This is a genomic window from Bradyrhizobium sp. LeoB3 (genome assembly GCF_055456055.1).
This window is the reverse complement of sequence record NZ_JBVBEF010000001.1, coordinates 196,119-219,965: the sequence shown is the minus strand read 5'-3', so window position 1 is coordinate 219,965 and position 23,847 is coordinate 196,119. Positions and strand designations below refer to the sequence as shown.

Below are 23,847 nucleotides of genomic sequence, written 5' to 3'. Positions count from 1 at the left end.
AACATGCCTTACGCGACGACGGACGACGGGGTGCGCCTTTATTTCGAGGAAACGGGAAGCGGCCGTCCCGTCATCTTCGTGCATGAATTCGCCGGCGATCTGCGCAGCTACGAGCCGCAGATGCGGCACTTCGGCAAGCGCTATCGCAGCATTGCCTTCAACGCGCGCGGCTTCCCGCCGTCCGATGTGCCCGAGCAGGTCTCATCCTATTCGCAGGCGCGCGCCGCCGACGACATCCTCGCGGTGCTCGATCATATCGGCGAGCGGCAGGCGCATATCGTCGGCCTGTCGATGGGCGGTTTTGCCACTCTGCATTTCGGCCTGCGTCATCAGAAGCGGGCGCTGTCACTCTGCATCGGCGGCTGCGGCTACGGCGCCGAGCCCGACAAGCGCGAGACGTTCCGCGCCGAGGCCGACGTGATCGCCGACATGATCCGGCGCGAGGGCATGCCGGCGTTCGCCGAGCGCTATGCCTACGGGCCGACGCGCGTGCAATATCAGAACAAGGATCCGCGCGGTCACGCCGAGTTCAAGGCCATGCTGGCCGAACATTCGGCGACCGGATCGGCCAACACGCAGCAAGGGGTGCAGAAGGAGCGGCCTTCGCTTTATGCGCTGGTCGAGGAGATGAAACGCATCACCGTGCCGACGCTGATCATCACCGGCGATGAGGATTGGCCGTGCCTGCTGCCGGGCATTCTCATGAAGAAGAGCATTCCCTCAGCCGCGCTCGCGGTGATGCCGAATTCGGGGCACGCGATCAATATCGAGGAGCCGGAGGAGTACAACCGGATCGTCGGCGATTTCCTGGCCCAGGTCGATTGCGGCCGCTGGCCGCTCCGCGATCCGCGGGCTGTCAGCAGCTCAATCACCGGAATGAAGGACTAGCGGTGGATTGAAAAAGCATGTCCTTGCCGATCGGCATGCCCATGCTCCAGCGAACAACGCGGTTGTCGCAAGTGATGCTGCCCGTTCACTGTACCGGCATTGGACGATCGTTCGCGGCGGGACTGGTCTCGTCCCGCTCGGGCGGCAGGCGGAATTCAAATACCGCCCCACAGGGCTCGTTGGCAGATGCCCCCAATCGTCCACCGTGCGCCTCGATGATCGAGCGGCAGATCGCCAGGCCCATGCCCATGCCCTCGGGCTTGGTCGTATAGAACGCCTCGAACAGGCGGTCGGCACTGTTCGGATCCAGCCCGACCCCGGTGTCCAGCACCGCTACGCTCACGGCCCCGGATTCATCGAGATGGGACCGGATCCGCAGCATGCGCGGCCGCTCCGTCACCTCCTTCATGGCGTCGATGCCGTTCATCATCAGGTTCAGCAGCACCTGTTGCACCTGCACCCTATCGCCTACCACCGGCGGAAGTTCGGGCGCTAACTCGGTCCGCAGCAGGATGCCATGCCGGAGCACTTCGCCATGGAGCACGGCGACCGTATCCCGGATCAGCTCGGTCACGTCGACGCATTCCCTGATGGTGGCTGTCTTCTTGAGGAGCGCGCGCACCCGCCCGATCACCGCGCCGGCCCGATGCCCGTCTCCGACGATGTGCTCGAACGTCCTGCGCGCCCCCTCCAGATCGGGCGGCTGCCGGTCGAGCCAGCGCAGGCCCGCATAGCCGTTACTGACAATCGCGCTAAGTGGTTGGCTGACCTCGTGGGCGATGGAGGAGGTCAGCGCGTTTATCGTCGTCACGCGCGTGATGTGCGCGAGCTCGGCCTGGGTCTCGTGCAGTGCCTCCTCGGCCCGCTTGCGCTCGGTAATGTCAGTGACCGTCACCAATACGCGATCGAGATTGGAAGGTCGGGGCGGGAAGGTAATCGCAAAGAGAACCGTCAGTTTTTCTCTCTTCAGTGTTTGGAGAATCGTCTCGGCTGAAAAATACGGGCGCTCTTCTGCGACGGCGATCAACTCCCCGGCAAACGCCTCTAATGTTTCGGAGGTGAACACGGCATCCAGCGAGTGGAGGAGCTCATCCTTGCTCTGCGCCTTGAAGAGCTCGACCGTTGCATCGTTTACGTCGACGACCTTCGCACGCGAGATGGACTCTCGTACGAACTCCGGATGTGCTGCAAAATACGCGCGGAAGTCTGCAACGCCTTGAGCTCTCAGTTCGTCGATGGCCGCTTTGATCTGAGAGAAGTCCTCTTCCCAGATCGACACGCCCGCCATCCGGAAAATGCTCTTGTATCGTCTCTCGCTCTCCCGCAGCGCGTCCTCCGCGCGCTTGCGATCGCTGATGTCATTGTTGGTCTCCAGGATCGCGGCCGGAAGGCCACGTTCGTCCTTTTGCAGGGACCACCGACTGGCTACGATTGCCTGCGTACCGTCCTTCCTCGTGTGGACGAGCTCTCCTTCCCAGCGACCGGTTCGGAGCAACTCTTCCATGATCGCTTCGAGCCGCATGGGGAAGATCGTCTGCATGAGTTGGTGAGTGATCCTGCCGAGGGCTTCCGCCTTCTTCCACCCGTACAGCTCCTCGGCGCCGCGATTCCAGTAGGTGATGATATCCTTCATGTCGCGCACGAAGATCGTATCGTGGCTGAGGTCGAGGAGTCCTGCCTGCTCGCGCAATACCATCTCTTGTGATCGGCTTTGCACGGCGAGGAAAGTCACAACGCCGATCGTCGCAAGGGTGAGAACGCGGTTCGAAATGGAGATGGTTTCCCACGAGTCGCCGTATGGCGTCAGAAAATGGGCGAGCACCGTCAGCGCCATGCAGCCGACGGATACGAGCACAATCCCACGCGTTTGAAGAAACCGCGCAGACAGCAGCACAACGCCGACGAACAGCGTCGAGATCACCGAGGCGGCAGGGGTGATTGCGTCAAAAATGAAGATCCCAATAGCGATGGCAACGCTAAGGATTAGAGAAGTGCGCGAAATGACTGCCGTCGGCGAAGTCGCACTGTCGTCCATTGGTTCTGCTCCGGCCACCTGTGAGGTCTCGAAACGGCCATGGAAGTGGCCCCCGCAATCGGGACCGGGCATGGTTCGTTCAGCCAGTCTGGCAAGCTGACGCTCGGGTTTCCGGAACTACGCAGCACAGGCGCTGCTCCCACCCTCGTCATTTCCACCTGCAGCGACGGCAGTTTGCGCCGACATTTTCCTTCGCCGCAAGACCCAAGAGCCTTGTCCGCTAGAGCTAGAACAGTAAAGGTCCTTCCGTAGGTTTCCAAGCGTGAACGAGGTTCCCTCGAGCGTATCAAGGATGCGCGCACCAAGAAACAAGGCCGTCTCGGTTGGCGGCCCCCTTTGTTTCGGATGCGACACGCCGGAAGTCCTCCTTCTTGGAGAAGAGCCGCCCGATCAGATTGCGCTCGCGGTAGAGCCTCTTGCTGAAGCAGGGCTTCCAGCGCCGGTTGCTCTTGGGCGGGATGTTAGGGGTGGCACCCTGCTCCTGAATCAGTTCACGGCTGCGGTCGGCATCGTAGGCCTTGTCCGCCAGCACGATGGTGCGCGGGCCAAGATGGTCAAGCGGTGTGTCGGCGATCTGCCCGTCATGCGCCTGTCTTGCCGTCAGGCCGAGCCTGATCGGAAGGCCTTGCGCGTCGACAACGACACGAATCTTGGTCGTCAGCCCGCCGCGTGATCGACCGAGACAATGATCTGCCCCCCTTTTTCCGTCGCGGCCTGCTGATGGGCACGAACGGAGGTGCTGTCGATCACAAGCGCCCGGCCAAACTCAATGCTCCGGGCGAGCCCGGCGACAGGATGCCTTGGGGCGAAGCGGAATCAGATGCTGGGCAAGACTCTCAATCCGGTCGAAAATGGCCCCCGAACCGACGCGTTGGCGGCTTCAATCGAAGTCAGCTCCTGACACGGAGCTGAAAGCTGCCCGCTCAGCGGCTTTGCTGCGCGGACCGGTAATTGGCTGCATCCCCTCCACTCCTTGAAATTCGATCCGGAGCGGCCATTTGGGTGATGTTGGAGCAGGGACCAATCATGACAAATAATCCAGTTAGGCCTGCACGTGTTGACGAAGCCGAGGAGCTTACGCAAATCGCGGTTCGCGCGACCAGGAATGACGGATACGACGATGATGCGATCGTCCGCTTCATGCCCGCACTCAAGGTCAACCTTTCGCTTATTGCCGCGGGACTGGTCTTTGTGTCCGACGGCGAAGCCGGCGTTCCGCACGGCTATGTGGCCGTAAGACCGACGGGAATCGGAGGCCTGATTCTCCTGGAAGGTATTTTTGTTGATCCAGCCTATTCGCGAAGGGGCGTTGGCAGACGACTTTTTGCTACCGCAGTAGAGCTTTCGAGAAAGATGGCAGGAAATGTGATCCTGATTAACTCGAGCCCAAGCTCTGTCGATTTCTACGCCCGTCTTGGCGCCAACAAGATAGGTACCACACCGTTCGTATTCTCCCCTGAGGTACAACTATCGATGTTCGCGTTTGCAATTCCGCCCGTCCGTTGAGCATGGCATCGAAGCTGTAGAAGCGTCCTCGCAATTGCTTTGCTAGGATCATGCTCGAAAGCGCGATGAGATGAGGATGAATCATCATCGCGCTTTAGATTATTGTTTGAGCATGATGTTTTCGGAAAACCGCTTCACACTTTTCGGGGTCATGCTCTAGTAGAGATTGTTTTTGTATTCGTTCTCCAGTCCCTTCTTCAGAAGGCCCGTCATGCCGGGAACGGACAATGCAGCGCTTGTAAGCCGGGCTCCAAGTCCGTTGGCCTTGTTGAGCTTGATATGCTCGGTGAAGACCTTCGCGGCGTCGATGGCGGGGCGGCCGGACATTGGCCAGAGATGCGTTCGAACGAGGGCGGGGCTTTCGGAGATCGTGAGGCTGAGATCGTCGATCGCTATGGCGAGCGCCGGCGTCTTGTCCTGCACCCGGAATTGCGCGCGCATCGCTTCGTCGTCGGTCATGTGAGCTGTCCCCGACAACCTCACGATATGGGTCGAACCAGGAATGAGCAGTGCGGCGGCAACGCGGGGCTGCGCGATGATGTTGCGAAAACTGTCGACGCGACGGTTTCCCGGACGATCGGCAAACCAGAGCCGCGAGCCCTCGAGATGCGCCATCATGCCGGCTGGATCGCTATATGGCTGAACGGCAGGTGCCGCTCGCGCCTCGCAGTTCAAAGCACTAGAGCAACGCTACAGGAGCATTCTGTCGCCCTTCATGATCGAATGCTCGTCGTTGCAGCGATCACGCAGCCGTCACAGGCGCGCGCAGAGATCTCTCTTTTAGTTTATCGGCGACCTTCGATTACCGGCGACAGTTTCCCGGCAAGCTCCGCGCCTAAGTGAATTGTGCCGGCCGCACCGTCAATCATTTCAGATGTAACCAGATTTTCGCGCTGGGTTATCGTGTCGTAACGAAGGAAAACCACATTTAGTCCAGCCAACAGTCGTGGAGTTTGTTGTGGACAGGTCTTCTTTCGGTACTTCCCTCTCAAGTGCGCCCTCAATGTGGACACAGTGGGAAAACGAGCGCGAAGTCAGACGAGCAGTCCGAGCGCTCGCTGCGCTTGATGATCAAACCTTGCGCGAGATGGGTATTCGAGACCGCTCCCACGTCGAGTTCACCGTTCGATTTTGTCGCGAGTGTTGACGAGACTGCGTGATGTCAAGAACCGTTGTTCAGCATGTGCTCTCGCGGCTGCGTGATGTCGGCATCAGCGATGTCTTTGGCGTTCCGGGCGACTTCTCCTTTCCGCTCAACGATGCGACATATAGCGAACCGGGCCTGCGCTGGATTGGATGCTGCAACGAGCTCAACGCCGCCTATGCCGCTGATGGCTATGCGCGGATCAAGGGCGCCGGCGCTGTCTGTACAACCTATGGCGTGGGCGAGCTCAGCGCGCTGAACGGCATCGCCGGCGCTTACGCCGAGCATCTCCCCGTTTTCCACCTGGTCGGAATGCCGCCCACGGCCGCGCAAGCCGCGCGCTCCGTGCTGCACCATACGCTGGGCAACGGCGAATTCGATCTGTTCCGACGCATGACCGAACCGGTGGTCTGCGCGCACTCGGTCATCACGCCGCAGAATGCTGCATATGAGACCGAACGCCTCCTGTTTGAGGCATTCTATCATCGGAGGCCCGTCTACATGGCCTTTCCCGCCGATCTTGCCGATCGGCCCGTGCTTGGAAGCGCTCAGCCTCTCGCCGCTCCTGGAAGCGATCCCGTCCTTCTCGAGAAGGTTGTGAATGCAATCCTGTCAAACATCGATCGGGCCAAGACCGCATGCATCCTGCCCGGCCTCCTGGTGGCGCGCACCGGCCTGCAGCGGACGATGCAGGCGATCGTTGACGCGTCCGGCCTGCCATTCGCCACCATGTTTCTCGACAAATCCGTGCTCGACGAAAGCCAGTCGGCGTATGTCGGAATGTATGCCGGACGATTGATGAACGAGGATGTGCGCCAGTTCGTCGAGAGCTGCGATCTCGTGCTCGCCGTCGGCACGCTATTCAGTGACCTGAACACCGGCGCCTTCACGGCCAAACTGGATCCGGCACGGCTCATTTCGATAGGTCATCACCACACCACATTGCAGGGGCGCACGCATTCCGGCCTCGAGATGGCCGATGTGCTCGCTGCCCTGGCGAAGCGCCTCGGCAAGCACAGCAACGTCGTCACGCCGTCTTATGCCGACCCGATTGGCGCGGAAAGCGGCAGCGGAGACGACCCTATCACCGCTGCCGCGCTCTATTCGCGCTGGAACAAGTTCATACGACCTGACGATATCGTTGTCGCGGAGACCGGCACGGTCTCCATGGGGCTAGGTTTCGCGCGGCTGCCGCGGGGCGCGAGCTTCCACAACCAGGGCCTCTGGGGATCGATCGGCTGGGCAACGCCGGCCGCGCTCGGCGCCGCCGCTGCCGCCCCACACCGACGCACGGTGCTCGTGACTGGAGAAGGCTCTCATCAATTTACGGTACAGGAAATCAGCCAGTTTGCCCGGCTCGGTTTGAAACCGGTGATTTTCGTGCTGAACAATGGCGGCTATCTCATCGAGCGGCTCCTCGGCAAGGAGCCCGCCATCGCCTACAACGACGTCCCATCCTGGCGATATGCCGAGCTGCCGCGGGTGCTGGGTTGCGACGGCTGGATGACGGCGCGCACGACGACGTGCGGCGAACTCGACCAAGCGTTGCGAAGCGCCGCCGACGCGCAGAGCGGAGTCTACATCGAAGTCGTTACTTCGCCATCTGAAGCACCGCCCTTCCCGCTCCGCCTGCGCGACAATGCGAAATCCCTGTATCGCATGTCCTGAGGCGCTCCGTCGGCCCATTCCGAGGGGCAATCATCGTGCGTTTGAGACGCGGGGATTCTAGTCGGTAAGCTGACTGAGCTACATCCTCCGGCTGTGCTTGGCGGCGTCGCATTCTCTCTGCTGCGGCGCCACAGAATGCGGGCCGCAAGGCCGCTGCCATCCGTTGTAACGCCATAGTGAGGTGGCTCAACGGAATTTTTCAGGACCGGCTGTGGAAGCCAACCTACATCTATCTTCACCAGCATATCGGTGCGGATGCGACCGCCAATGGTCCGCAATTTAGGATGTTCACGTTGTTTATCCGAGTAGCCTTAGGAGGGAATGTCATGAAACGGCTTCTGCTCGCAATCGCAATTGCCGGTATGGGCTCGCTCTTCGTTACCAACGCCGATGCGCGGTCTGCCTATGACGGCCCTTGGAGTCTCCTGTTCGTCACGCAATACGGTCCCTGTGATCCGACGTACAATTTCTCCGTCAACATCATCAACGGCATCGTCACTCACCCCAATCTGGTGAATTTCAGGGGACGCGTGGCTCCATCCGGCGCAGTCCGCGCTTCTGTGACCGTGCACGAGAAATATGCTTCCGGATCCGGCAGGCTCGTCGGTCCGTACGGTCGTGGAACCTGGAGCGGTCATTCCGGCAATGCGCGCTGCGCAGGCTATTGGACGGCCCAGCGCAACTGACCGGCCTGCGCAACACCGATACTGCCCTGCTCTGTCGGTGACGTCTGCGTCGGAACATGGCTTCGCGGAACATCAACGGCTCCGCCGGATGCCGCCTCAACCTCCCGGTACGGAGGCCGCCGATACTGGGCGAGCGCCTTGTTCCAGCAACCCTGCCAGCTTCACGCAAGGAAGATGGTCATTATATCAGGGAGCTTTCCAAAAAGGATGGATCGATGGTGTCGACGTACGCCAGCTACAATTCCGTCGTGCGCAACCTCCAGCAGTCCCTGACGCGGGTCGCGCAGCAGGCTGACGTGACACGAAGCGCCGCCTACTACAAAGAAAACATAGGCAAGATCAAAACCGTCGATGAGTTTCTGAAGAACGACCGGCTCTACCAGTATGCGATGAAGGCATACGGGCTGGAGGATATGATCTATGCAAAAGCCTTCATGAAAAAGGTGCTGGAGAGCAATCTCCTCGACGCGAACAGCTTCGCCAACAAACTGACGGACAAGCGTTTTCGTGATTTCGCGTCAGCATTTTCCTTCACAGGCTCCGATACGCCCGCTGCGCAATCGTCAAACCAGACTGACGAGATGATCGGCCTGTACACGGCATCGGTCCAAAAGCGGGTCGACGCAATCGACGAAGACACGAACTACTACAACATCGTGATCGGCCGCGTCAAAAACGTCGATGAGCTGCTGAATGACGACCGCCTTCGCACATATGTGTTCGAGGCGTTCGGCATCGACGACAGCAATTGGTCGCGTGACACGATACGGAAGGTCTTGAGCAGCGATCCATCCGATCCGAACAGTTATGTTAACACCGTTTGGGGTCCCCAGAAGGATACGATCAATGCCAAGCTCGGTCAGGCGCAGGCGGTTGCCGCCGATGCCAATGCGAAAATTGCGCAGTATATGTCGCAGCTATCGCAGCCTGGCGCCGATGTACCAGGCTTGAGAGCGAAGATTACGACCGAAACAAACCGGTTGGCGCAAAGCAGGGCAGACATATCGAGCTACCAGGACTCTCTCACCACAATCGGCCACTATTTCGATCTCGCCGGCGCGTTCGAGTTTTCGGCAGATGGAACGCTTGCTTCCGGCAAGTCCGCTCAGACCGACGCGAACCGGAAGAGCACCAACGACAAATTTGTCCTCACCAAGGGGGCCGAATATCTCGACGCGGAGGAAGAAAATGAAACCCTCGCGATCAAGCAGTTCAAGGCCAATATTTCCAATGTAAAATCAGTTCAACAGTTCATGTCCGCGCCGAACATCTATAACTTCGCACTCAAGGCGGTTGGCCTTGACCCGGAAAAAGTCTCGCCGGTCACGATCAAGGCCGTGCTCACCAGCGATCTGAGCGACCCGACGAGCTATGCCTATACCCTCCGAGACGACCGATACATACAGCTCGCGCACGCTTTCAACTTTGACAGCAAGGGCAACCTGACAACGCCCCTGGTGGCGCAGAACTCGGTTGAAGTCACGCAGATCGTCAAGGACTACATCATCGCAAAAACGCGATTTGCGAGCGCTACGGAAAAAGACAGCCTTCGCCAGAAGGCCGAGAAGGACGCCAAGTATTACCAGACCACGATCGCAGGCATCGAGAGCGTTTCCGAGCTGCTTTCGGACAGGAAGTTGGTCGATATCGTTCTTGTTGCAAACGGCCTGGATCCCACGAAGGTCACCAACGACTATCTCAAGAAGATCTTCAATTCCGATCTGAGCGATCCCAAGAGCTTCGCAAACACCGCCAGCGACTCCCGCTTTGCCGAGATCGCGGCATCGTTCAATTTCGACAAGGAAGGCAACATTGCCCGGATTCCGGCAATAGGGCCCCATAGGCGAGACCAGCTCCTGGAGACGCAGAACAACTATCTCCAGCAAACGTTGGAGGCGCAGCAGGGAGAGGCGAATGCCGGTGTTCGCCTGGCGCTGTATTTCGAACGAAAGTCCGCACAGATCACGTCCGCATACGATATCCTCGCCGACCGGGCTCTCGCGCAGGTGTTTCGAACCACCTACAATCTGCCGGATGCGATGGGGAGCATGGACATCGATCAGCAAGCAAAGATCGTCGAAAAGCACCTCAACCTGAAGGATCTCGCCGATCCGGAGAAACTTGCAGCGCTGCTAAAGCGGTTTACCGCGATGTACGATGTGATGAACAACAGCAGCCAGGTTACGTCACCTGCGCTCGCCATCCTGCAAGAGTCTGGCACTGGCATCAATCAGGACACGCTGCTGTCTATCGCGCTGCTCGGCAAGCAGCGTTGAACAGCCGCAGCTCCCGGCAACATGGGAGCTGCATTCCGGATGCGGACCTGACGGACGCTGCGATCGCGAAAGATCCGCTGCTAACGCCAACATCACCTCCCGCTGGCCCGAGGGATCGTAGGTTTCACGCAAGGTTCGCTTGATATCCAGCAAATCAGGATTTGTCCGCCGACAAAATCATGGCCGAACCAGCAACCAACGAGACCGCAGCCGAAGCGACGCCGACTGCCCCGCAGCCAACCGCCACTGATGCCGGCAAGAGCGGCGCATCGCCGCCGCGACCCGGCAATAAGGCGAAGGCCACCGCCCCTCGCCCGGCCGCAGCTACGGTTGACGAGCTGCTCGCCCAGGAGGCGCTCGCCACCATGAAGCGCACCCGCACAATGCCGCGGCCAGAGCCTGTCAGGCCCAAGGCGCGTACGCCGATCCCGGCCGCCACGCTCGTCGTCAAGAAGCCGCAGCCACGGACATGGATGGCGCCGTTCGTCACTCTTGCAGTGATCGTCGCGATCTCCTCTCTCATCTCCATAGGCGGCGTCGCCTACCTGGTCCTTCGGCCCATTGCGATTACCGCAGCATCGGATGCCGAGCTTCGCAACCTCCGTGAGGCGATGTCGCAACTGCGCCGCAACGTTGCGAGCCTATCAAGCGATGTCGCGGCGAACCGCACCGCATTCGACGCCGCAAACCGAGCCGCGAGCGACCGGTATGGCCGACTGGTCCAAAGCGTCGAGCGTGTCGAAAGAGATCAATCGATATCGGCCACCAAGGTCGAACGCATGGTCGAAGCAAAGCCGCAGGTTGCACGAACCGTAGCGGCAGCTTCATCCTCCGACGTCACTGGCACCATTCAGGCGCAGCCGCGGCAAACCACGGCGCGACGAGAGATCATCCCGGGTTGGCGCGTGCGGCGCGCTTATGAGGGCGTTGCGATACTTGAAGGACCAGCAGGTGTGATCGAGGTTACTCGGGGCCAGGAGGTGCCGAACCTGGGTCGCATCGAGGAAATCAAGAACGAGAACGGTGGCTGGCAAGTATTGACCAGCAAGGGCATCGTTGCTTCCGCGCGTTGATGTTGCCACTGCACGACTGATCGTGTGATGCGGTCAGTTCGCCAGATATGCACGCCAGCGCGCATTGTTCCATATGATCGATAGCATGCACTGCGGCGCGCCTATGACCGCTAGCGTGCATTGAGTTCCATGTGACCGCTAGCGTGCATTGCGTGCATGCCACGCACAGCAACGCGAGCACCACATGTTTCACTTTCCGCAGACTGCACTCGCGGCTGACGATCTGCATGTCGATCGTCAGATACACGCCTGTTGATGCGACGCATGACGAACAGCAGCGCCTCTATCGAACCTATGCGACGTTTTGACGCTCACCAAAATCAAGCGTTCATCACATCGAGCGATGATCTCGCGTCGCGCCACACGATGATCTCGTGTTGGCGACACCACTTCAACTCCACGGCTACGAGTGATCGATGCTTATCGAAGCGTTTTCGCAGCGTTTTGACGACGGCGGAGATGCCAATTGATGAAAAGTCCGCCTAGCGCGCGCGAAAAAAATGATCTCGTCGAAACACGAATTTGTTCCACGACGGTTCCATGACGACGATCGTCGCTCTTAGCAGAAAAATTCTCTCCCTTTGTTTCAACTTAGAGGAGCACATTGCCAAGTGTTCCGCGCAAATGGGTTGAGTAAGCGTTTCAATAAAGCAACATCTACTCGCTGACGAGTTGTCTCGCAGTAGATGCCTAGTTCAATTGCTTGACGATCATACTCCACTTCGACGTAATGGACGTGATCCGATTCGACAGTGCGCGAGCTGATGTTCATTCTTGATGTGACCTTCAACAACAAGACGCTGTTCGCTTCTCGCCGCAATTTCGATCGGTTGTATCGAGACCAGACTGCAATTGCACGAACAGTGCTGAGGAACCCAAAAAGATTGCCGGGCAGCATCACGACCACGGCAACGTTCCTCGTCGCCTCAAACGGCGACATCACCCGCGCCTGATCAAGCTTTCGAGCAAACCAGACGCGCGTGCTTCGGTCTCAGTAACTTGTATCGGGTCAGTACCTGTTGTGTTGCGTAACCAAGCGGAGCGAGCACGCCTGCTCGACTCCACAACAACTATCTAGGGCAAACAGGGGCATCCACATGTTCATCGTCATCGATGATCGGGAGACCGTTACACGCGGCTATGCGGCTGGATTCGATCGCGAAGGCGTCGTTTCGATCGGCTTCTCATCGAAAGATTTTCGCGAATGGCTACAATCCGCCGTAGGCAATGACGTAATGGCAATCGGGGCGTTTATCCTGGGGGACTGCTCGGATCGAACGAGCATTCCCAAGAGCATCCGCAACAAGTCTCACGCACCGATCATCGCCCTGAACAATCTGAAGCAGCTCCGGGATACGATCGAGCTGTTCGAAGCCGGCGTCGACGACGTCGTCCATATTCCGATCCATGTTCGCGAGATCCTGGTTCGCACGGCCGTCATCCGCCGACGAACCGTCGGTCAATCAGCCGAAACGCCAACCAGCCTGATCCGCGTTTTTCTTGACGGCCGGGATCCGGAAATCGGCGGCAGAACGCTGGCCCTGCCGCGTCGCGAGCTGCGCATTCTCGAGCATCTGGTCGCGCACCAGGGAAAGTGGCTGACAAAGACCCAGCTCTTCAATGCGACCTACGGTCTTTTCGACTCGAGCTTCGACGAAAACGTGATCGAGGGGCACGTGAGCAAGCTTCGCAAGAAGCTCCGCAACCACCTCGGCTACGATCCGATCGAGTCAAAGCGCTATATGGGATACCGGCTCGACGACTTGCGAAAGCGGTCTAACGACGAATTTGATCCTTCGAAACATAATTGAAGTCCTGAACGAGCACGTCCTGCAAGACCTCAGCCTGAAGGCGCTTGTTGACGTGCTCTCTGACCGTACGTGAAAAGTGGGCGAGATCGAATCGAGAAAGGTTCTTGAAGTCGAGATTCTCGTCGGAATAGATTTTCCGAAATGCCTCGTCCACGACGAAAGCTTCCGGCGGCACCGGAAGCTGACGAAGCACGGTTGAATCCGCCGTGAAGACGAACTGTGCAACGATGTAGCCCTGGACGCTGCCATCAGCGATCATCGGCACGTTGATCACCCTCGTCTTTTCGTAGACGAGGCCGCCCGCGTAGTCCTGCTTGGCCGCAGGCGCGGGATGTCCTTCCTTCCAGTAAGACAGAGCCAGGCTTGCGCCGACGGTGACGATGCAGGCCCAGACGCCTGCCACGAGCAGCCTGACTATTTGCATCCGCCCGGCCCCATCAATGAGTATGTGCCATCCGATTCAACTTCCTGGATCGACTTCGCGATGATCGCTGAGACTTCGCGAACTGCATCGAGATGCATTTGTAGTGCGGCCTGATTTCTGACGAGGCTCGCCCGCAGGCGCGTCAGGTGCGCGATCACACGAGGGTCGAACTCGATCCCCTGTGTCACGCGCATGGCCCTCGTCAGTTCAAGCAGGCCACGATTCTTGCGCTGACTAAAGGAATCAAAATCGACTTGCGTCCGGTTCTCGAGTTTGTCCGTTTCCTCGTCAATGGTCGCCGTGAGCCGCTCGATCGCATTCAACGCGTTGGAGTTGGTTCCCAGCCATTGAGCCGCGATATTCTGCGCATCCGTCAGCTCGGGCAAGGCTTGTTGTGACAGCGCCGGCAGACCGCCTCCCTCGGAAACAATCGTCGCCTGTGCCTCGAGGATTTCAAGCGTTTGTTGCTGCTCGTCATTCTGATTCATCGTTGCGCTCGTCTTGCTGCAAATTAGCCGTTACCAGTCGCGGAATTGGCAACGGAGCGCGATTTCGCGAGCTGCTTGGCAATTCCGATTCCTTCACCCTTGGCCATCTCATTGCTGATCTGTTCAGCCAGCATCGACCGCCAGATCGTGCCGGCGGTTCCTTTGCCGAAAATCTCGCTCGCGTTCTGCGGCAGCATCGACTCGACGAACGTTTGGAGGACGAACGCTTCGAACTTCCGAAAGACGCCGCGATCGGTATCTGCCTTCCTGATGATCGTGGCGTGCCCGCTGCCGTCGATCGCGGCGCCGCGCAAAGCGCTCGTGCCTTGCTCAGACGCCGTGGGTCGTTCCAGTGCACCTGTCTCGATCTTCCGGTCCATCGCCGCGGCGAAATCTTCGCCGCCTGCGGACGAGGCGCGCTCAAGCTTGCCAGTGGCCATGCGCTGGGAGACCGGATCCGCGGCCTCCATCACATCCAGGATAAGATCCGGTACGGGGCTGACCGTCATGCTGTGACTCTCCTTGATCATGATCCGATTAAAGGGAATCGGATCATGACCTCATCTCTCTGTTTGAGCATGATCCTCCCACGCGCTTCGCGTTTGTCGCGAGGGAAAACCGGTTTCCACTTTTCCGGATCATGCTCTAGCGATCCAAACTGGTTTCATTGGCCTGCATTCTCTCGGCCGGCCGTTTCGCCGCTGTTTCAGTTACTTCCTCAAGGACGCGCTGCTCCCGCTGCCGGAATGCCTGCCGCGCGACCGTTTCAGCCATCCGGAGCACCTGCTTCAGTTTGCGGGCCTCGGTCATCGCGTGCGAGGTGATACGCTCCTTCGCCTTGGCCACCACTCCTTGTTCAACGCTCGCGGTCCTCAGATTCTGACCCGCGTTTTGCGCCGCCAACGGCGTCACTCCGATCGCCTCGTTGAACCCCTCGATGATCCGACGCTGCCGCTCCTGCAGTTCCTGCTCCTTCGCCTGGCACTCTATGAGCTCCCATTGCGCGAGACGGTGCATCTTCGCCTGGACGGCGGCGATGCGACGGATTTTCCGATCTCTTGATTTCATGCGTCGATCAACCGGCCAGCCACGATGAAAATGCGATTGTGAACTGCAGCACGAGTTCGCGACTGGTCAGATAGACCAGCATGAGGCCGCCGAAGACCACGAAAGGCAGCGAAATAAAATAGACGGGAATGCTTGGCGTCAGCTTGTTGGCGAGCCCGAGCGCGAGGTTGACAATGACGCCGTAAACGATGAACGGGCTGGCCACCCTGAGTGCCAGGACGAACGCTTGTGAAAGATGATCGGTGAGCTCGGAGAGCCCGGTCTCGCCGCTGATGCCGACCGCCGGCGTCCAGACTCGATAGGAGTTAATGAGACCGCGGAGCAGCTCCCAATGTTGACCGGTCATGAAGAACAGGACGATCGCCGGCAATGTGATGAATGGCACGAGGGCCGGCATCTGTTGACCGTCTTCCATCGTTCCGGGTATTCCGCTGAGCCCGATCGCGGATGCCGCCATCGTCGCCATTGTTTCCAGGGCGAAAAAGAACACCGCGGCGGTCAGGCCAATCAGGAGGCCGATCACCAGCTCCGACATGATCGCACGGACGATGGCCGCCATCGCGGCTGTCTCCACGACAGGGCGTACGCTCGCCTCCAGCAAGGGCGCCAGCATCAGCGTGACGTTGATGGCCATGAACAGCCGGACCTGCACCGGAATGTTGGAACGCGAAAATCCCGGCGCGATCATCAAGCATGTGCCGACCCGGCAGAAGATCAGAAATGTGGCCAGCACGGAGCCTGATGCGCTCGCGATCAAGAAATTGCTCCGAGCGACTTCACCTCGACACCGCGCGCGATCTCGACGTGCGACAACACCGGCAGGGTCGGGAACACCCGCTCCGTGATCATGCGAACATATGGACGAACTTCCGGCGGCGCGACGAGCACGACGCTTTCGCCCTGCCCCATTGCCTTTCGAACCGCGGTCGTAACATCCGCCGCGAACTGCTCGACAAGGCGAGGATCGGCGTCGAATTCCACGATCTCGCCCTTGGCATCGCGTTTGAGGCTTTGATGGAATGCGAGATCCCAGCGATTTCCGAGCCGCAGCACTTTGAGCACCCCGTTGTCGGCGAAGTCACCGCAGATCTGCTGCGCGATGCGCATGCGAACGTGCTCCGCGATAGGTTCGGCGCGGCGGATAAACGGCGCGATTTCCGCAACGGCTTCGAGAATCAGATGCAGGTTCCTGATCGAGATGCGCTCGGCAAGCAGCAGCTTGAGGACCGCCTGCAGGCCCGAATAGGAGATTTGCGACGGGCAGATATCCTCAATGAGCCGCTTGTACTCGGGGTCGAGCCGATCCAGCAGGGCCCGCATGTCCTTGTAGGAAAGAAGCTGCGCCAGATTGCCACGGATGATTTCGCTCAAATGGGTGAGAAGGACGGAAATGTTGTCCGCAACCTTGAAACCATCCCGTCTGACCTCTTCGAGGAACGTCTCGGGTATCCACATCGCCTTCATGCCGAAGGCCGGCTCCACCGTCTCGTCGCCCGGCACGTCCGGTTTACGAACACCATCGAAGAGCACCAGAACCTCGCCGATGCGAAGCTCATGCTGCGCCACGATAGTGCCATGTATCTTGATGCGGTAGCTCTTCGGCCCGACGGACATGTCGTCCGTCAATTTGATTTCGGGAATCACAAACCCGTATTGGGTCGCAAAGCGGCGCCGTATCTTGCTGACGCGATGCGAAAGTTCGCCGTGCGCATGCAGCATTTGAACCGCAAGCTGGCTGCCTACGCAGAGCTCGACGTCCGCTGTCTTCAGATATTCCTTGATCGATTCTTTCGAGTCGGCCTGCGATCGTTCGCGCTCCTGCGCCGCAAGCACCTCGTCCTGCTGCCGTCTCGCCGCCTGCCGGCGGGGAAGCGCGTAACTCATGAATGCCATCACGCCGCCCAGGAAAGCAAAGGGCAGCAGTGGCAGGCCCGGCAGCATTCCCAGAACGAACATCATGAGCGCGGCCACCGACTGCGCGCGCGGATAGCCGCCGAGCTGCCTGAGCACCGTCTGTTCCGCCGATCCCCGTGTGCCGCCTTTCGAAACAAGCAGGCCAGCCGAAAGGGAGACGATCAGCGCCGGGATCTGCGAGACCAGACCATCACCGACGGAAAGCTTGGTGAAAACGTCTGCCGCCCGCGCCAACGGAAGGCCATGGTGAACCACGCCGATGACGATGCCGCCGAATATGTTGATCGCGGTGATGATCAGCCCGGCGATGGCATCCCCGCGCACGAATTTCGAGGCGCCGTCCATTGCGCCGAAGAAGGCGCTTTCCTCCTCCAGCTCCCTGCGCCGACGCTGCGCCTCCTTGTCGTCGATCAGCCCCGCGGACAGATCCGCATCGATCGCCATTTGCTTGCCCGGGATCGCATCGAGCGTGAAGCGCGCGCCGACCTCCGCGATACGCGTGGCGCCCTTGGTGATGACGACGAAATTGACCGTGACAAGAATAGCGAAGATGATCAGCCCGATGACAAAGTCGCCGCCCATCACGAACTTCGAGAAACCAGCCACCACATAGCCGGCCGCGTGCTCTCCCTCGGCCCCGCGCGACAGGATCACCCGGGTTGTCGCCACGTTCAGCGCGAGGCGAAGAATGGTTGCAATCAGGAGCACCGTCGGGAAGGCCGAAAAATCCAGCGGGCGCTGAATCCACAGCGCCACCATCAGGATCAGCGCCGAAAGCGCGATCGAGAAGGCGAGACCGACATCGATCAGGACCGATGGAACCGGCAGGACCAGCATCGTCAGGATGGCGACGATGCCGACCGCAAAAGCAACGTCGGCACCCATCCGACGCTCGCTCGGCAGAGCTGGGCTTAGTGCTTGGGCCATGGAGATTCCTGGGACACCATCATATCGGCACCTTGCAGCGCCTAGCTTGCGCGAAGGTGTTGGCCGCAGCGTCCCGCTTCAGAATCCGTGCTCGATCCGCGAGTAGAGCAGTTCGGTAAAGGCGTAAATGTGCGCGCCGATGAACGAGCCGGAGACGGCGACCACGATCAGCATGACCACCATCTTGGGGATAAAGGTCAACGTCATCTCTTGCACCTGGGTCAGTGCCTGCAGCAGCGCAATCAGGATACCGACGATCATTGCGGCCCCGACCGCGGGGCCAGAGACCACGATGATGGTCCAGATCGCCTGCTGGACGATGTCGAGAGCGTCCCGTTCGTTCATCGCTTAGCTGATCGTCAGGCCCGGCCCAAGCTGCACGTCGACACCGTTCTCGAGTGTCGCGACGGCTCCGCCCTGGATGATTCGCACAGACATGATCTTGCCTTTGATAGCCTCGCCTTCGGAGCTGGTGAATGACACCGTGCGTCCGACCAGGCTTTCGGCCTGGGCCAATGCGCTGGATGAAAGCAGCGTGTCGAGCTTGGCATTCGTCTGTATCGCCTGTTCGGTGGCGGATAGCTGCGCCAACTGACCCACGTACTGCGACGTGTCCGTCGGACTGGTCGGGTCCTGGTTCTTCAACTGCGCGACCAGTAGCTGCAAGAACTGATTGTAATCCACCGTCGCCGGCGCGGACGAGGATTCCGATTTCTTGTTCGCCGCCGAGTTTGCAGAACCCACGCCGTCAACGTTCATATCGTCCTCCTGATGTCCTACGCGACTTCGACGGGCCGCGGCAGGCCGCCGCCAGCCAGGATCAGCTGTTCGATCTCGAACAGAGCGCGAATCCTGCGCAAAGCCTCATAGTATCGTTTCGATTCGACCAGCTTCTCGATCTGCTCCAGGCCGTCCAGGATCTCTGTGTTTTCGGTGGCTGCGAGCAGCCCGGACCGCTGCAGCCGATAGACTGCTTTCGCCTCTTCGACGTCGTGCGGGCTCATGAGCATGAGCTGGACGACGAAATAGAGCTGGCGCAACGGTGTCGTCGCGTCCGTGACCTGCATGACCTGGCTCTCGAGCAGAAAAGTCACGTCATTGATCAGCTCAAGGGTCACCTTGCGATCGACCCTCAACACCGCGCCATTGATATAGATCCGCTCACCGCCGCGCAGCGAAATACAGATCGGCTTCTTCATGCGAGCGCGTCTCGAATAATGACGTTGATCTCGACAAGCTCCGCGACGTCGCAGGATTCTTCCTGCCGAATTCTATCTGCTTCCCTGATGATCCACAGGCCGATCGAGATAAGCTCGGCGCGCAACTTTTCCGGAAGCCCATTGCGGGCGCTCGAAAGGTCCTCCACGAAGAACGCCCAGAGCCTTCGAATGAACAACAGCGCCTCGGCATCCTCCGGGGGTGCAAGATCGCCGCCTTGCAGACGCCTCAGCAGATCGATCCCGTGGCTCAGGGCCCGTTGTTCCCGGGAGCGCGCCTCCCGCCCAGAGTCCTCAATTACCGCGTCGTAACTGGAAAATGTCATCTAACTCGCAGCCGGCTGGTTACTGACGGGATCGCAGATCAGAGATAGTTGAGGATGCTGAGCTGCTGAATGCGAGACGTGAGCGCCAGCGACATGTCCAACTGGTTTTTCAGGTTCGTGACGCGAACAGATGCCTCAGCCGTATCGACCTCCTCCATCGCCGTGACCTGCTTGGTGATCAGATCGGTCTGGATCTTCAGGCGGCTCGTGGCGTTGGTCGTCTGCTCCTGGGCAGTTCCCAGTTTGGCGCCGACACCGGCCAGGTCGTTGATCGCAGCACCGATAATTTCGGTCGCCTTGTCGATCACCACCTGGAACGCGTTCTGGTTGAGGTTCTGCGTGCCGAGGTCGCTCAGCATCGTGTAGGCCATCGCGAGCTTGCGAAATCCGGGCTCGTTGGCGCTGGCTGACGAGTCGATGGTTTCGGTCGTCGAGATGCGGCTCCGCATCACCTGATCGGAAGCGGACGACCAGTTCGCCCCCCAGGCCGGATCGTCGAACTGCGCCTTGAACGTGGTATCCAGGAAGTTCTGCATCGCTGCGGCGCTGATGCTCGAGACCGCCGGATCGCTTTGCGTGAAACCGAAATTTGCCAGGAACGCGGCATCGACGGCATTCTTGTTGGTCGAGCCGGCCGCGTAGCCGGTGATCGGTTGCACCCCGGTATTGATGCCGCCGAACAGATATTGGCCATCCGTTGTGACATTCAGCGCCCCTATCAGGGCGTCGAGGTTGGCGCGCGACGGCGTCAGGATGACGTTGCCGCCATTGGCAGAATTGCGCGCTGCAAACAGGTCCTTCTGGAAGGATTGCGCGGTATTGATCAACTCGCCCACTCGCTGCTGCGATATGTCGAGCCGTCCGGCGACAAGAGCGTTGGTGTCCACCAGCTTGTCGAGATCGAGCAGCTCGGCCCTGAGCGTCACATCACGACCGGTGAGAGCGCCGAGCTCGCGGCCGACATCGGCGAATCGGCCTGTCGTCGCCTCTTTTGTCGCTTGTGCGATTGCGGTCTGGCTCTTCATGGCCGCGATGCGCAACGTGGTCGAGATCGAGTTGGAGGAAATGAACGTCGTAGCCATACCGTTACCTCACCGCCGCGAGAAGGTCTTTCAACATCTCGTCGATCGTCGCGATCAGCTTCGACGACGCAGAAAATGTGCGCTCGACCTGCAACATGAACGACATTTCGTCGTCCATATTGACGCCGCTGACGTTGGACAGCGCTTCCGCGCTGCGCTCAAGCAGCGTTTGACTGTAGGTCGCTTCATCGTTCGTGCTCTTGCGCTGGGCTTCCAGCCAACTCACCGACGAGCCGGCGAAGTCGATCAAGCTCGCATTCGGCTTCCCGAGAGCCGCCGGATTGAACGGACGGTTTGCTGCCATCCCGTCCACAAGCTGCTGCACCCGAGTCGAGAAACCGGCGGCGCCGCTCGTGTTGTAGCGATAAGCCACGTTGCCGGAGATCGCACCGTCCCTCAGCAGCAGCGGATTGCCGCCGGCGCCCTGATCGACCGACGGGTTGACGAAGATGGTGCCGGCAAGCCCCGAGGATATCACACCCGCCGGCGGCATGGCCGGCGCGCCCGGATAGGTGAAAAGGCCGGGCACGTCGGGCAGCGCCGCCGCGGTCTGGTCGCTCTCCCTGAACGTCTCGATCAGGCCGCGCGCGATTTCGTCGAGCTGGTTTTGATAGGTGACCGTGGAATCGTCGCGGAGCGTAGCAAGGCCCGCTAGCTTTCCGCCATGGATCGGCATCACGGCAGACGCGCCGGTGACGGGCACGCCGTCAATATAGACCGCATTTCCGGTGGTACCGGCGGTGTAAGCATTGGTCGGGGCAAGCGTGACCGATCGCGCCTTGGTCTCGAACAGCGTAACGCCCGAATCCGTGTAGATGACCATATCATTGTTGGCACGGGTCGCGACCGTTATGCCGACCTCTTGCGAGAGCTTGGAGAGGATGTTGTCTCGCATATCGAGGTAGTCAGTGACATCGCTTCCGGTGATGGTCCCCTTGACGATCGATGTATTGACCGTCTCGAACTGCGCCAGCAGCTGGTTGATGGTCGAGACCGATGTCACCATGTCGGCATCGGCATCGGCGCGCACCGACTGAACCGTCTTCGTCGCGTCATTGAGTGCCGAGGCGACGCCCTTGGCCGCGGTCACCGCCGCTTGCGCGAGCGTGATATTGTCCGGCGCCGTCGCATATTGCTGCAGGGCGCTCTTCAGCTTGGCAAGTTGCGCGGCCGGCGACTGGTCCTGCTGCGGGTCGTCAACGGTTGTCGCCGCGATCTTCTGCAGGCCGTTATAGATCGAATCCTGCTTTGCGGTGGAAGAGGCCGCCTTCAGCACATTGTAGAACAGCCCCTGACTGGTGGCGCGCTGGATGCCGGCAACATAGACCCCGTTTCCCGGCAGCGACGCGACCAGCACATTCTTTCGCGAATAGCCGTCCTGCATGGACCCGGCGATATTGCGCGATATCACGGAAGCCTGCGCGCTGGTCGTCATGAGCGACGTGCGCGCCGAGCTGAGTGCGACCGTGAGTGACATGAGACCCCCCGTCCCGATGATACGCTGACGCCGCTTAGCGCTTCAGATTGACCAGCACGTCGAGCAGATCGGCACCGGTCTGGAAGACCTTTGAGTTGGCGGTATAGCCGCGCTGCGACTCGATCATCGATGTCAGCTCGGCCGCAAGATCGACGTTGGACTGCTCGAGCGCCTCCGACTTGACGGTGCCCAGGCCACTCCGCCCGGCGAAGTCGAGTTGCACGTTTCCGGAGTCGATCCCGACCGAGTAGACGTTGCCGGCCTCCGGCATGAGATTGTCAGGGCTCGGCACCGTCGCAAGCGGGATCTTATAGGTGGCGAGCCGCGTCCCGTCGGTATAGATCGAATACAGGGTGCCGTCGGTATCGACCTCCACCTTGTCGATCGAGCTCGGAGCGTTGCCGTTGACGCTCGGCTTGAAGGCGAACTCCTTGGCGACCTGCGTCATCGCCGAAAGATCGAGCGTGAACGGCGAGCCGCCCGGGATTGTAAACGCGAGCGTGGTGGGGCTGGCCGCATCCAGCTTGCCTTTTCCGGTCGCGCTGACGTCGAAGGTAAACGTATCGGAATCCAGTGGCCCGCTTGAATAGGGGAAACCGCCGGCCGTCGATGCAGCATTGTCATACACGCGCACGTCCCAGGTGTTGGCCGCCGTCTTGAACATGTAGACGTCGAGGGTCACCTTGTTCCCGATATTGTCGTAGGTGACGATCGAGGTCTTGGACGTATAGGCAGGCGGGCCCGCGCTAATGGCTGCATTGGCGTCGAGATTGGCACTCTCCAACGTCGCCCTCGTCGAAGGATTACCCTGAAGTGACCTTTGTGCGATGTTGACGACGTCCAGGCCGGTCAGACCATTGGCGACAACGTTGGGCGGACCGTTCTTGACGTTATAGCCCATCAAATAGAAGCCCGCCGCGTTGACCAGATTGCCTTCGCCATCCGGCACGAAGGAGCCGGCGCGGGTCAGGAACGGCGTGCCCCCAGCGTCGGTCACGACAAAGAATCCGTTGCCCTGGATCATCATATCCGTGGCCGATGTCGTGTACTGCGGAGCTCCGGGATCGGAGATGGCATAGCGGACATTCGTCTCGACGCTGCCGGAATTGTAGTTGCCGGACCCGCTCCTCAGAATGAGCGAAGAGAATTCGGTGGCGGCACGCTTGTAGCCTGTGGTGTTGACGTTCGCGATGTTGTCGGCAACCGTCGACAGCTTGTTGGACTGCGCATTCATGCCGGAGCCACCGGTGCGCATAACACCATACAGACTCATCAATCATCTCCATTCTGAGTGAATGCCATTAAAGGCGGTCTTGCTTGCGTGAGGCTGTCTGCAGCGCATTCCTCTAGCTCAGGTCGTGCGCTCGCCGCAGTATGCGCGCGCGCCGGTCGTCCACGCTCCAAAGCCGCTCGCCACCAGGCTTCCGATCACGCTGCAAATGTAGCGCCGTTGCGCGACCGTATTGTTTGGACCTGCGTTGTAGCGGGCGACCGCCATGGTCCAGCTCCCCTCCCGCGCGCGCAATTCCTTGAGAAAGCGCGCCGCATAGTCGACGTTCTTCACCGGATCAAACATCGCCTCGACGCTGGCGAACTCGCGACCGTGATAGTGATGGTTGATCTGCATGCAACCGAGATCGACCAGCTTGGCGCCCTTGCTCTTGGCCTCGCGGAACTGGGCAACGGCATCCCGGAGATCGCTGGCCATGGCTGTCCTGCCGTCGATATTGAGCGCGTAAGGGTGCAGGACGCCTTTGCGTCCCGTCTCGCTCAGGCCCACTGCATACAATACCCCGAGCGGCACGCCGTGAGCACGTGCCGCACGCGCCATCTCACG

At 59.9% G+C, this 23,847-nt stretch carries 24 protein-coding genes and 1 pseudogene; 8 read left to right on the top strand and 17 right to left on the bottom strand.

Annotated features, from left to right (window positions below; all coding sequences use genetic code 11):
* Nucleotides 1-3 precede the first annotated feature (3 nt).
* Complete coding sequence (locus tag ACZXDY_RS00940; protein WP_464344096.1) at nucleotides 4-888, top strand: alpha/beta fold hydrolase; 885 nt, start codon at nucleotides 4-6, stop codon at nucleotides 886-888.
* Nucleotides 889-973: 85 nt separating this feature from the next.
* Here the strand turns inward: ACZXDY_RS00940 and ACZXDY_RS00935 are convergent, their stop codons facing one another.
* On the bottom strand, nucleotides 974-2,923 hold the full coding sequence (locus ACZXDY_RS00935) for a PAS domain-containing sensor histidine kinase (protein WP_464344095.1): 1,950 nt from the start codon (nucleotides 2,921-2,923) through the stop codon (nucleotides 974-976).
* Nucleotides 2,924-3,266: 343 nt separating this feature from the next.
* Nucleotides 3,267-3,685: pseudogene (locus tag ACZXDY_RS00930) on the bottom strand (IS5 family transposase); the annotation flags it as partial.
* Nucleotides 3,686-3,949: 264 nt separating this feature from the next.
* Here ACZXDY_RS00930 and ACZXDY_RS00925 point away from each other — a divergent pair.
* Entirely contained in the window at nucleotides 3,950-4,429 is a 480-nt protein-coding gene (locus ACZXDY_RS00925) for a GNAT family N-acetyltransferase (protein WP_464344094.1), read from the top strand.
* 156 nt (nucleotides 4,430-4,585) lie between these two features.
* Here the strand turns inward: ACZXDY_RS00925 and ACZXDY_RS00920 are convergent, their stop codons facing one another.
* The gene (locus tag ACZXDY_RS00920; protein WP_464344093.1) at nucleotides 4,586-5,104 is read right to left on the bottom strand and encodes a pyridoxamine 5'-phosphate oxidase family protein; all 519 of its coding nucleotides are present in this window, start codon (nucleotides 5,102-5,104) and stop codon (nucleotides 4,586-4,588) included.
* Between the two features lie 484 nt (nucleotides 5,105-5,588).
* On the opposite strand from ACZXDY_RS00920, the gene ACZXDY_RS00915 reads away from it, so the two are divergent.
* From ACZXDY_RS00915 to ACZXDY_RS00890, 6 genes are all read left to right on the top strand, one after another.
* On the top strand, nucleotides 5,589-7,241 hold the full coding sequence (locus ACZXDY_RS00915) for an alpha-keto acid decarboxylase family protein (protein ID WP_464344092.1): 1,653 nt from the start codon (nucleotides 5,589-5,591) through the stop codon (nucleotides 7,239-7,241).
* A gap of 326 nt (nucleotides 7,242-7,567) precedes the next feature.
* Nucleotides 7,568-7,927: a hypothetical protein gene (locus ACZXDY_RS00910; RefSeq protein WP_028161597.1), complete on the top strand. Its 360-nt coding sequence runs from the start codon at nucleotides 7,568-7,570 to the stop codon at nucleotides 7,925-7,927.
* A gap of 215 nt (nucleotides 7,928-8,142) precedes the next feature.
* Entirely contained in the window at nucleotides 8,143-10,203 is a 2,061-nt protein-coding gene (locus ACZXDY_RS00905) for a DUF1217 domain-containing protein (protein WP_464344386.1), read from the top strand.
* Nucleotides 10,204-10,382: 179 nt separating this feature from the next.
* Nucleotides 10,383-11,276 (top strand): hypothetical protein, encoded by an 894-nt coding sequence (locus ACZXDY_RS00900; protein WP_464344091.1) that lies wholly within the window; start codon nucleotides 10,383-10,385, stop codon nucleotides 11,274-11,276.
* A 752-nt stretch (nucleotides 11,277-12,028) separates the two neighbouring features.
* Nucleotides 12,029-12,229: a hypothetical protein gene (locus ACZXDY_RS00895; RefSeq protein ID WP_464344090.1), complete on the top strand. Its 201-nt coding sequence runs from the start codon at nucleotides 12,029-12,031 to the stop codon at nucleotides 12,227-12,229.
* A 144-nt stretch (nucleotides 12,230-12,373) separates the two neighbouring features.
* Complete coding sequence (locus ACZXDY_RS00890; RefSeq protein ID WP_028161594.1) at nucleotides 12,374-13,087, top strand: response regulator transcription factor; 714 nt, start codon at nucleotides 12,374-12,376, stop codon at nucleotides 13,085-13,087.
* On the opposite strand, the gene ACZXDY_RS00885 is transcribed toward ACZXDY_RS00890, so the two are convergent.
* The 14 genes from ACZXDY_RS00885 to ACZXDY_RS00820 form a co-directional block, all read right to left on the bottom strand.
* Nucleotides 13,053-13,511, bottom strand: coding sequence for a hypothetical protein (locus ACZXDY_RS00885; RefSeq protein ID WP_464344089.1), 459 nt, complete (start codon nucleotides 13,509-13,511; stop codon nucleotides 13,053-13,055). The two genes, ACZXDY_RS00890 and ACZXDY_RS00885, sit on opposite strands and share 35 nt — an antisense overlap.
* The gene (locus ACZXDY_RS00880) at nucleotides 13,502-13,999 is read right to left on the bottom strand and encodes a hypothetical protein (protein WP_464344088.1); all 498 of its coding nucleotides are present in this window, start codon (nucleotides 13,997-13,999) and stop codon (nucleotides 13,502-13,504) included. The genes ACZXDY_RS00885 and ACZXDY_RS00880 overlap by 10 nt, the downstream gene beginning before the upstream one ends.
* A 23-nt stretch (nucleotides 14,000-14,022) precedes the next feature.
* Entirely contained in the window at nucleotides 14,023-14,508 is a 486-nt protein-coding gene (locus tag ACZXDY_RS00875; RefSeq protein ID WP_464344087.1) for a rod-binding protein, read from the bottom strand.
* A 136-nt stretch (nucleotides 14,509-14,644) separates the two neighbouring features.
* Nucleotides 14,645-15,067 (bottom strand): hypothetical protein, encoded by a 423-nt coding sequence (locus ACZXDY_RS00870; RefSeq protein ID WP_028161592.1) that lies wholly within the window; start codon nucleotides 15,065-15,067, stop codon nucleotides 14,645-14,647.
* Between the two features lie 7 nt (nucleotides 15,068-15,074).
* A complete protein-coding gene (gene fliR / locus ACZXDY_RS00865; RefSeq protein WP_464344086.1) occupies nucleotides 15,075-15,824 on the bottom strand; it encodes a flagellar biosynthesis protein FliR in 750 nt (249 codons plus the stop codon).
* Nucleotides 15,821-17,908 (bottom strand): flagellar biosynthesis protein FlhA, encoded by a 2,088-nt coding sequence (flhA, locus tag ACZXDY_RS00860; protein WP_464344085.1) that lies wholly within the window; start codon nucleotides 17,906-17,908, stop codon nucleotides 15,821-15,823. The genes fliR and flhA overlap by 4 nt, the downstream gene beginning before the upstream one ends.
* 78 nt (nucleotides 17,909-17,986) lie before the next feature.
* Complete coding sequence (gene fliQ / locus ACZXDY_RS00855) at nucleotides 17,987-18,253, bottom strand: flagellar biosynthesis protein FliQ (protein WP_028161589.1); 267 nt, start codon at nucleotides 18,251-18,253, stop codon at nucleotides 17,987-17,989.
* A gap of 3 nt (nucleotides 18,254-18,256) precedes the next feature.
* Nucleotides 18,257-18,667, bottom strand: a complete 411-nt coding sequence (flgD, locus tag ACZXDY_RS00850) for a flagellar hook assembly protein FlgD (protein WP_028161588.1) — start codon at nucleotides 18,665-18,667, stop codon at nucleotides 18,257-18,259.
* A gap of 17 nt (nucleotides 18,668-18,684) precedes the next feature.
* Complete coding sequence (gene flbT, locus ACZXDY_RS00845) at nucleotides 18,685-19,095, bottom strand: flagellar biosynthesis repressor FlbT (RefSeq protein WP_028161587.1); 411 nt, start codon at nucleotides 19,093-19,095, stop codon at nucleotides 18,685-18,687.
* Nucleotides 19,096-19,103: 8 nt separating this feature from the next.
* Nucleotides 19,104-19,451: a flagellar biosynthesis regulator FlaF gene (flaF, locus tag ACZXDY_RS00840; protein WP_028161586.1), complete on the bottom strand. Its 348-nt coding sequence runs from the start codon at nucleotides 19,449-19,451 to the stop codon at nucleotides 19,104-19,106.
* A 38-nt stretch (nucleotides 19,452-19,489) separates the two neighbouring features.
* The gene (locus ACZXDY_RS00835) at nucleotides 19,490-20,533 is read right to left on the bottom strand and encodes a flagellar hook-associated family protein (RefSeq protein ID WP_028161585.1); all 1,044 of its coding nucleotides are present in this window, start codon (nucleotides 20,531-20,533) and stop codon (nucleotides 19,490-19,492) included.
* A 4-nt stretch (nucleotides 20,534-20,537) separates the two neighbouring features.
* Complete coding sequence (gene flgK / locus ACZXDY_RS00830) at nucleotides 20,538-22,010, bottom strand: flagellar hook-associated protein FlgK (protein ID WP_464344084.1); 1,473 nt, start codon at nucleotides 22,008-22,010, stop codon at nucleotides 20,538-20,540.
* 34 nt (nucleotides 22,011-22,044) lie between these two features.
* A complete protein-coding gene (locus ACZXDY_RS00825) occupies nucleotides 22,045-23,283 on the bottom strand; it encodes a flagellar hook protein FlgE (protein WP_464344083.1) in 1,239 nt (412 codons plus the stop codon).
* 78 nt (nucleotides 23,284-23,361) lie between these two features.
* A complete protein-coding gene (locus ACZXDY_RS00820) occupies nucleotides 23,362-23,841 on the bottom strand; it encodes a transglycosylase SLT domain-containing protein (protein WP_130223148.1) in 480 nt (159 codons plus the stop codon).
* Between the last annotated feature and the right edge of the window lie 6 nt (nucleotides 23,842-23,847).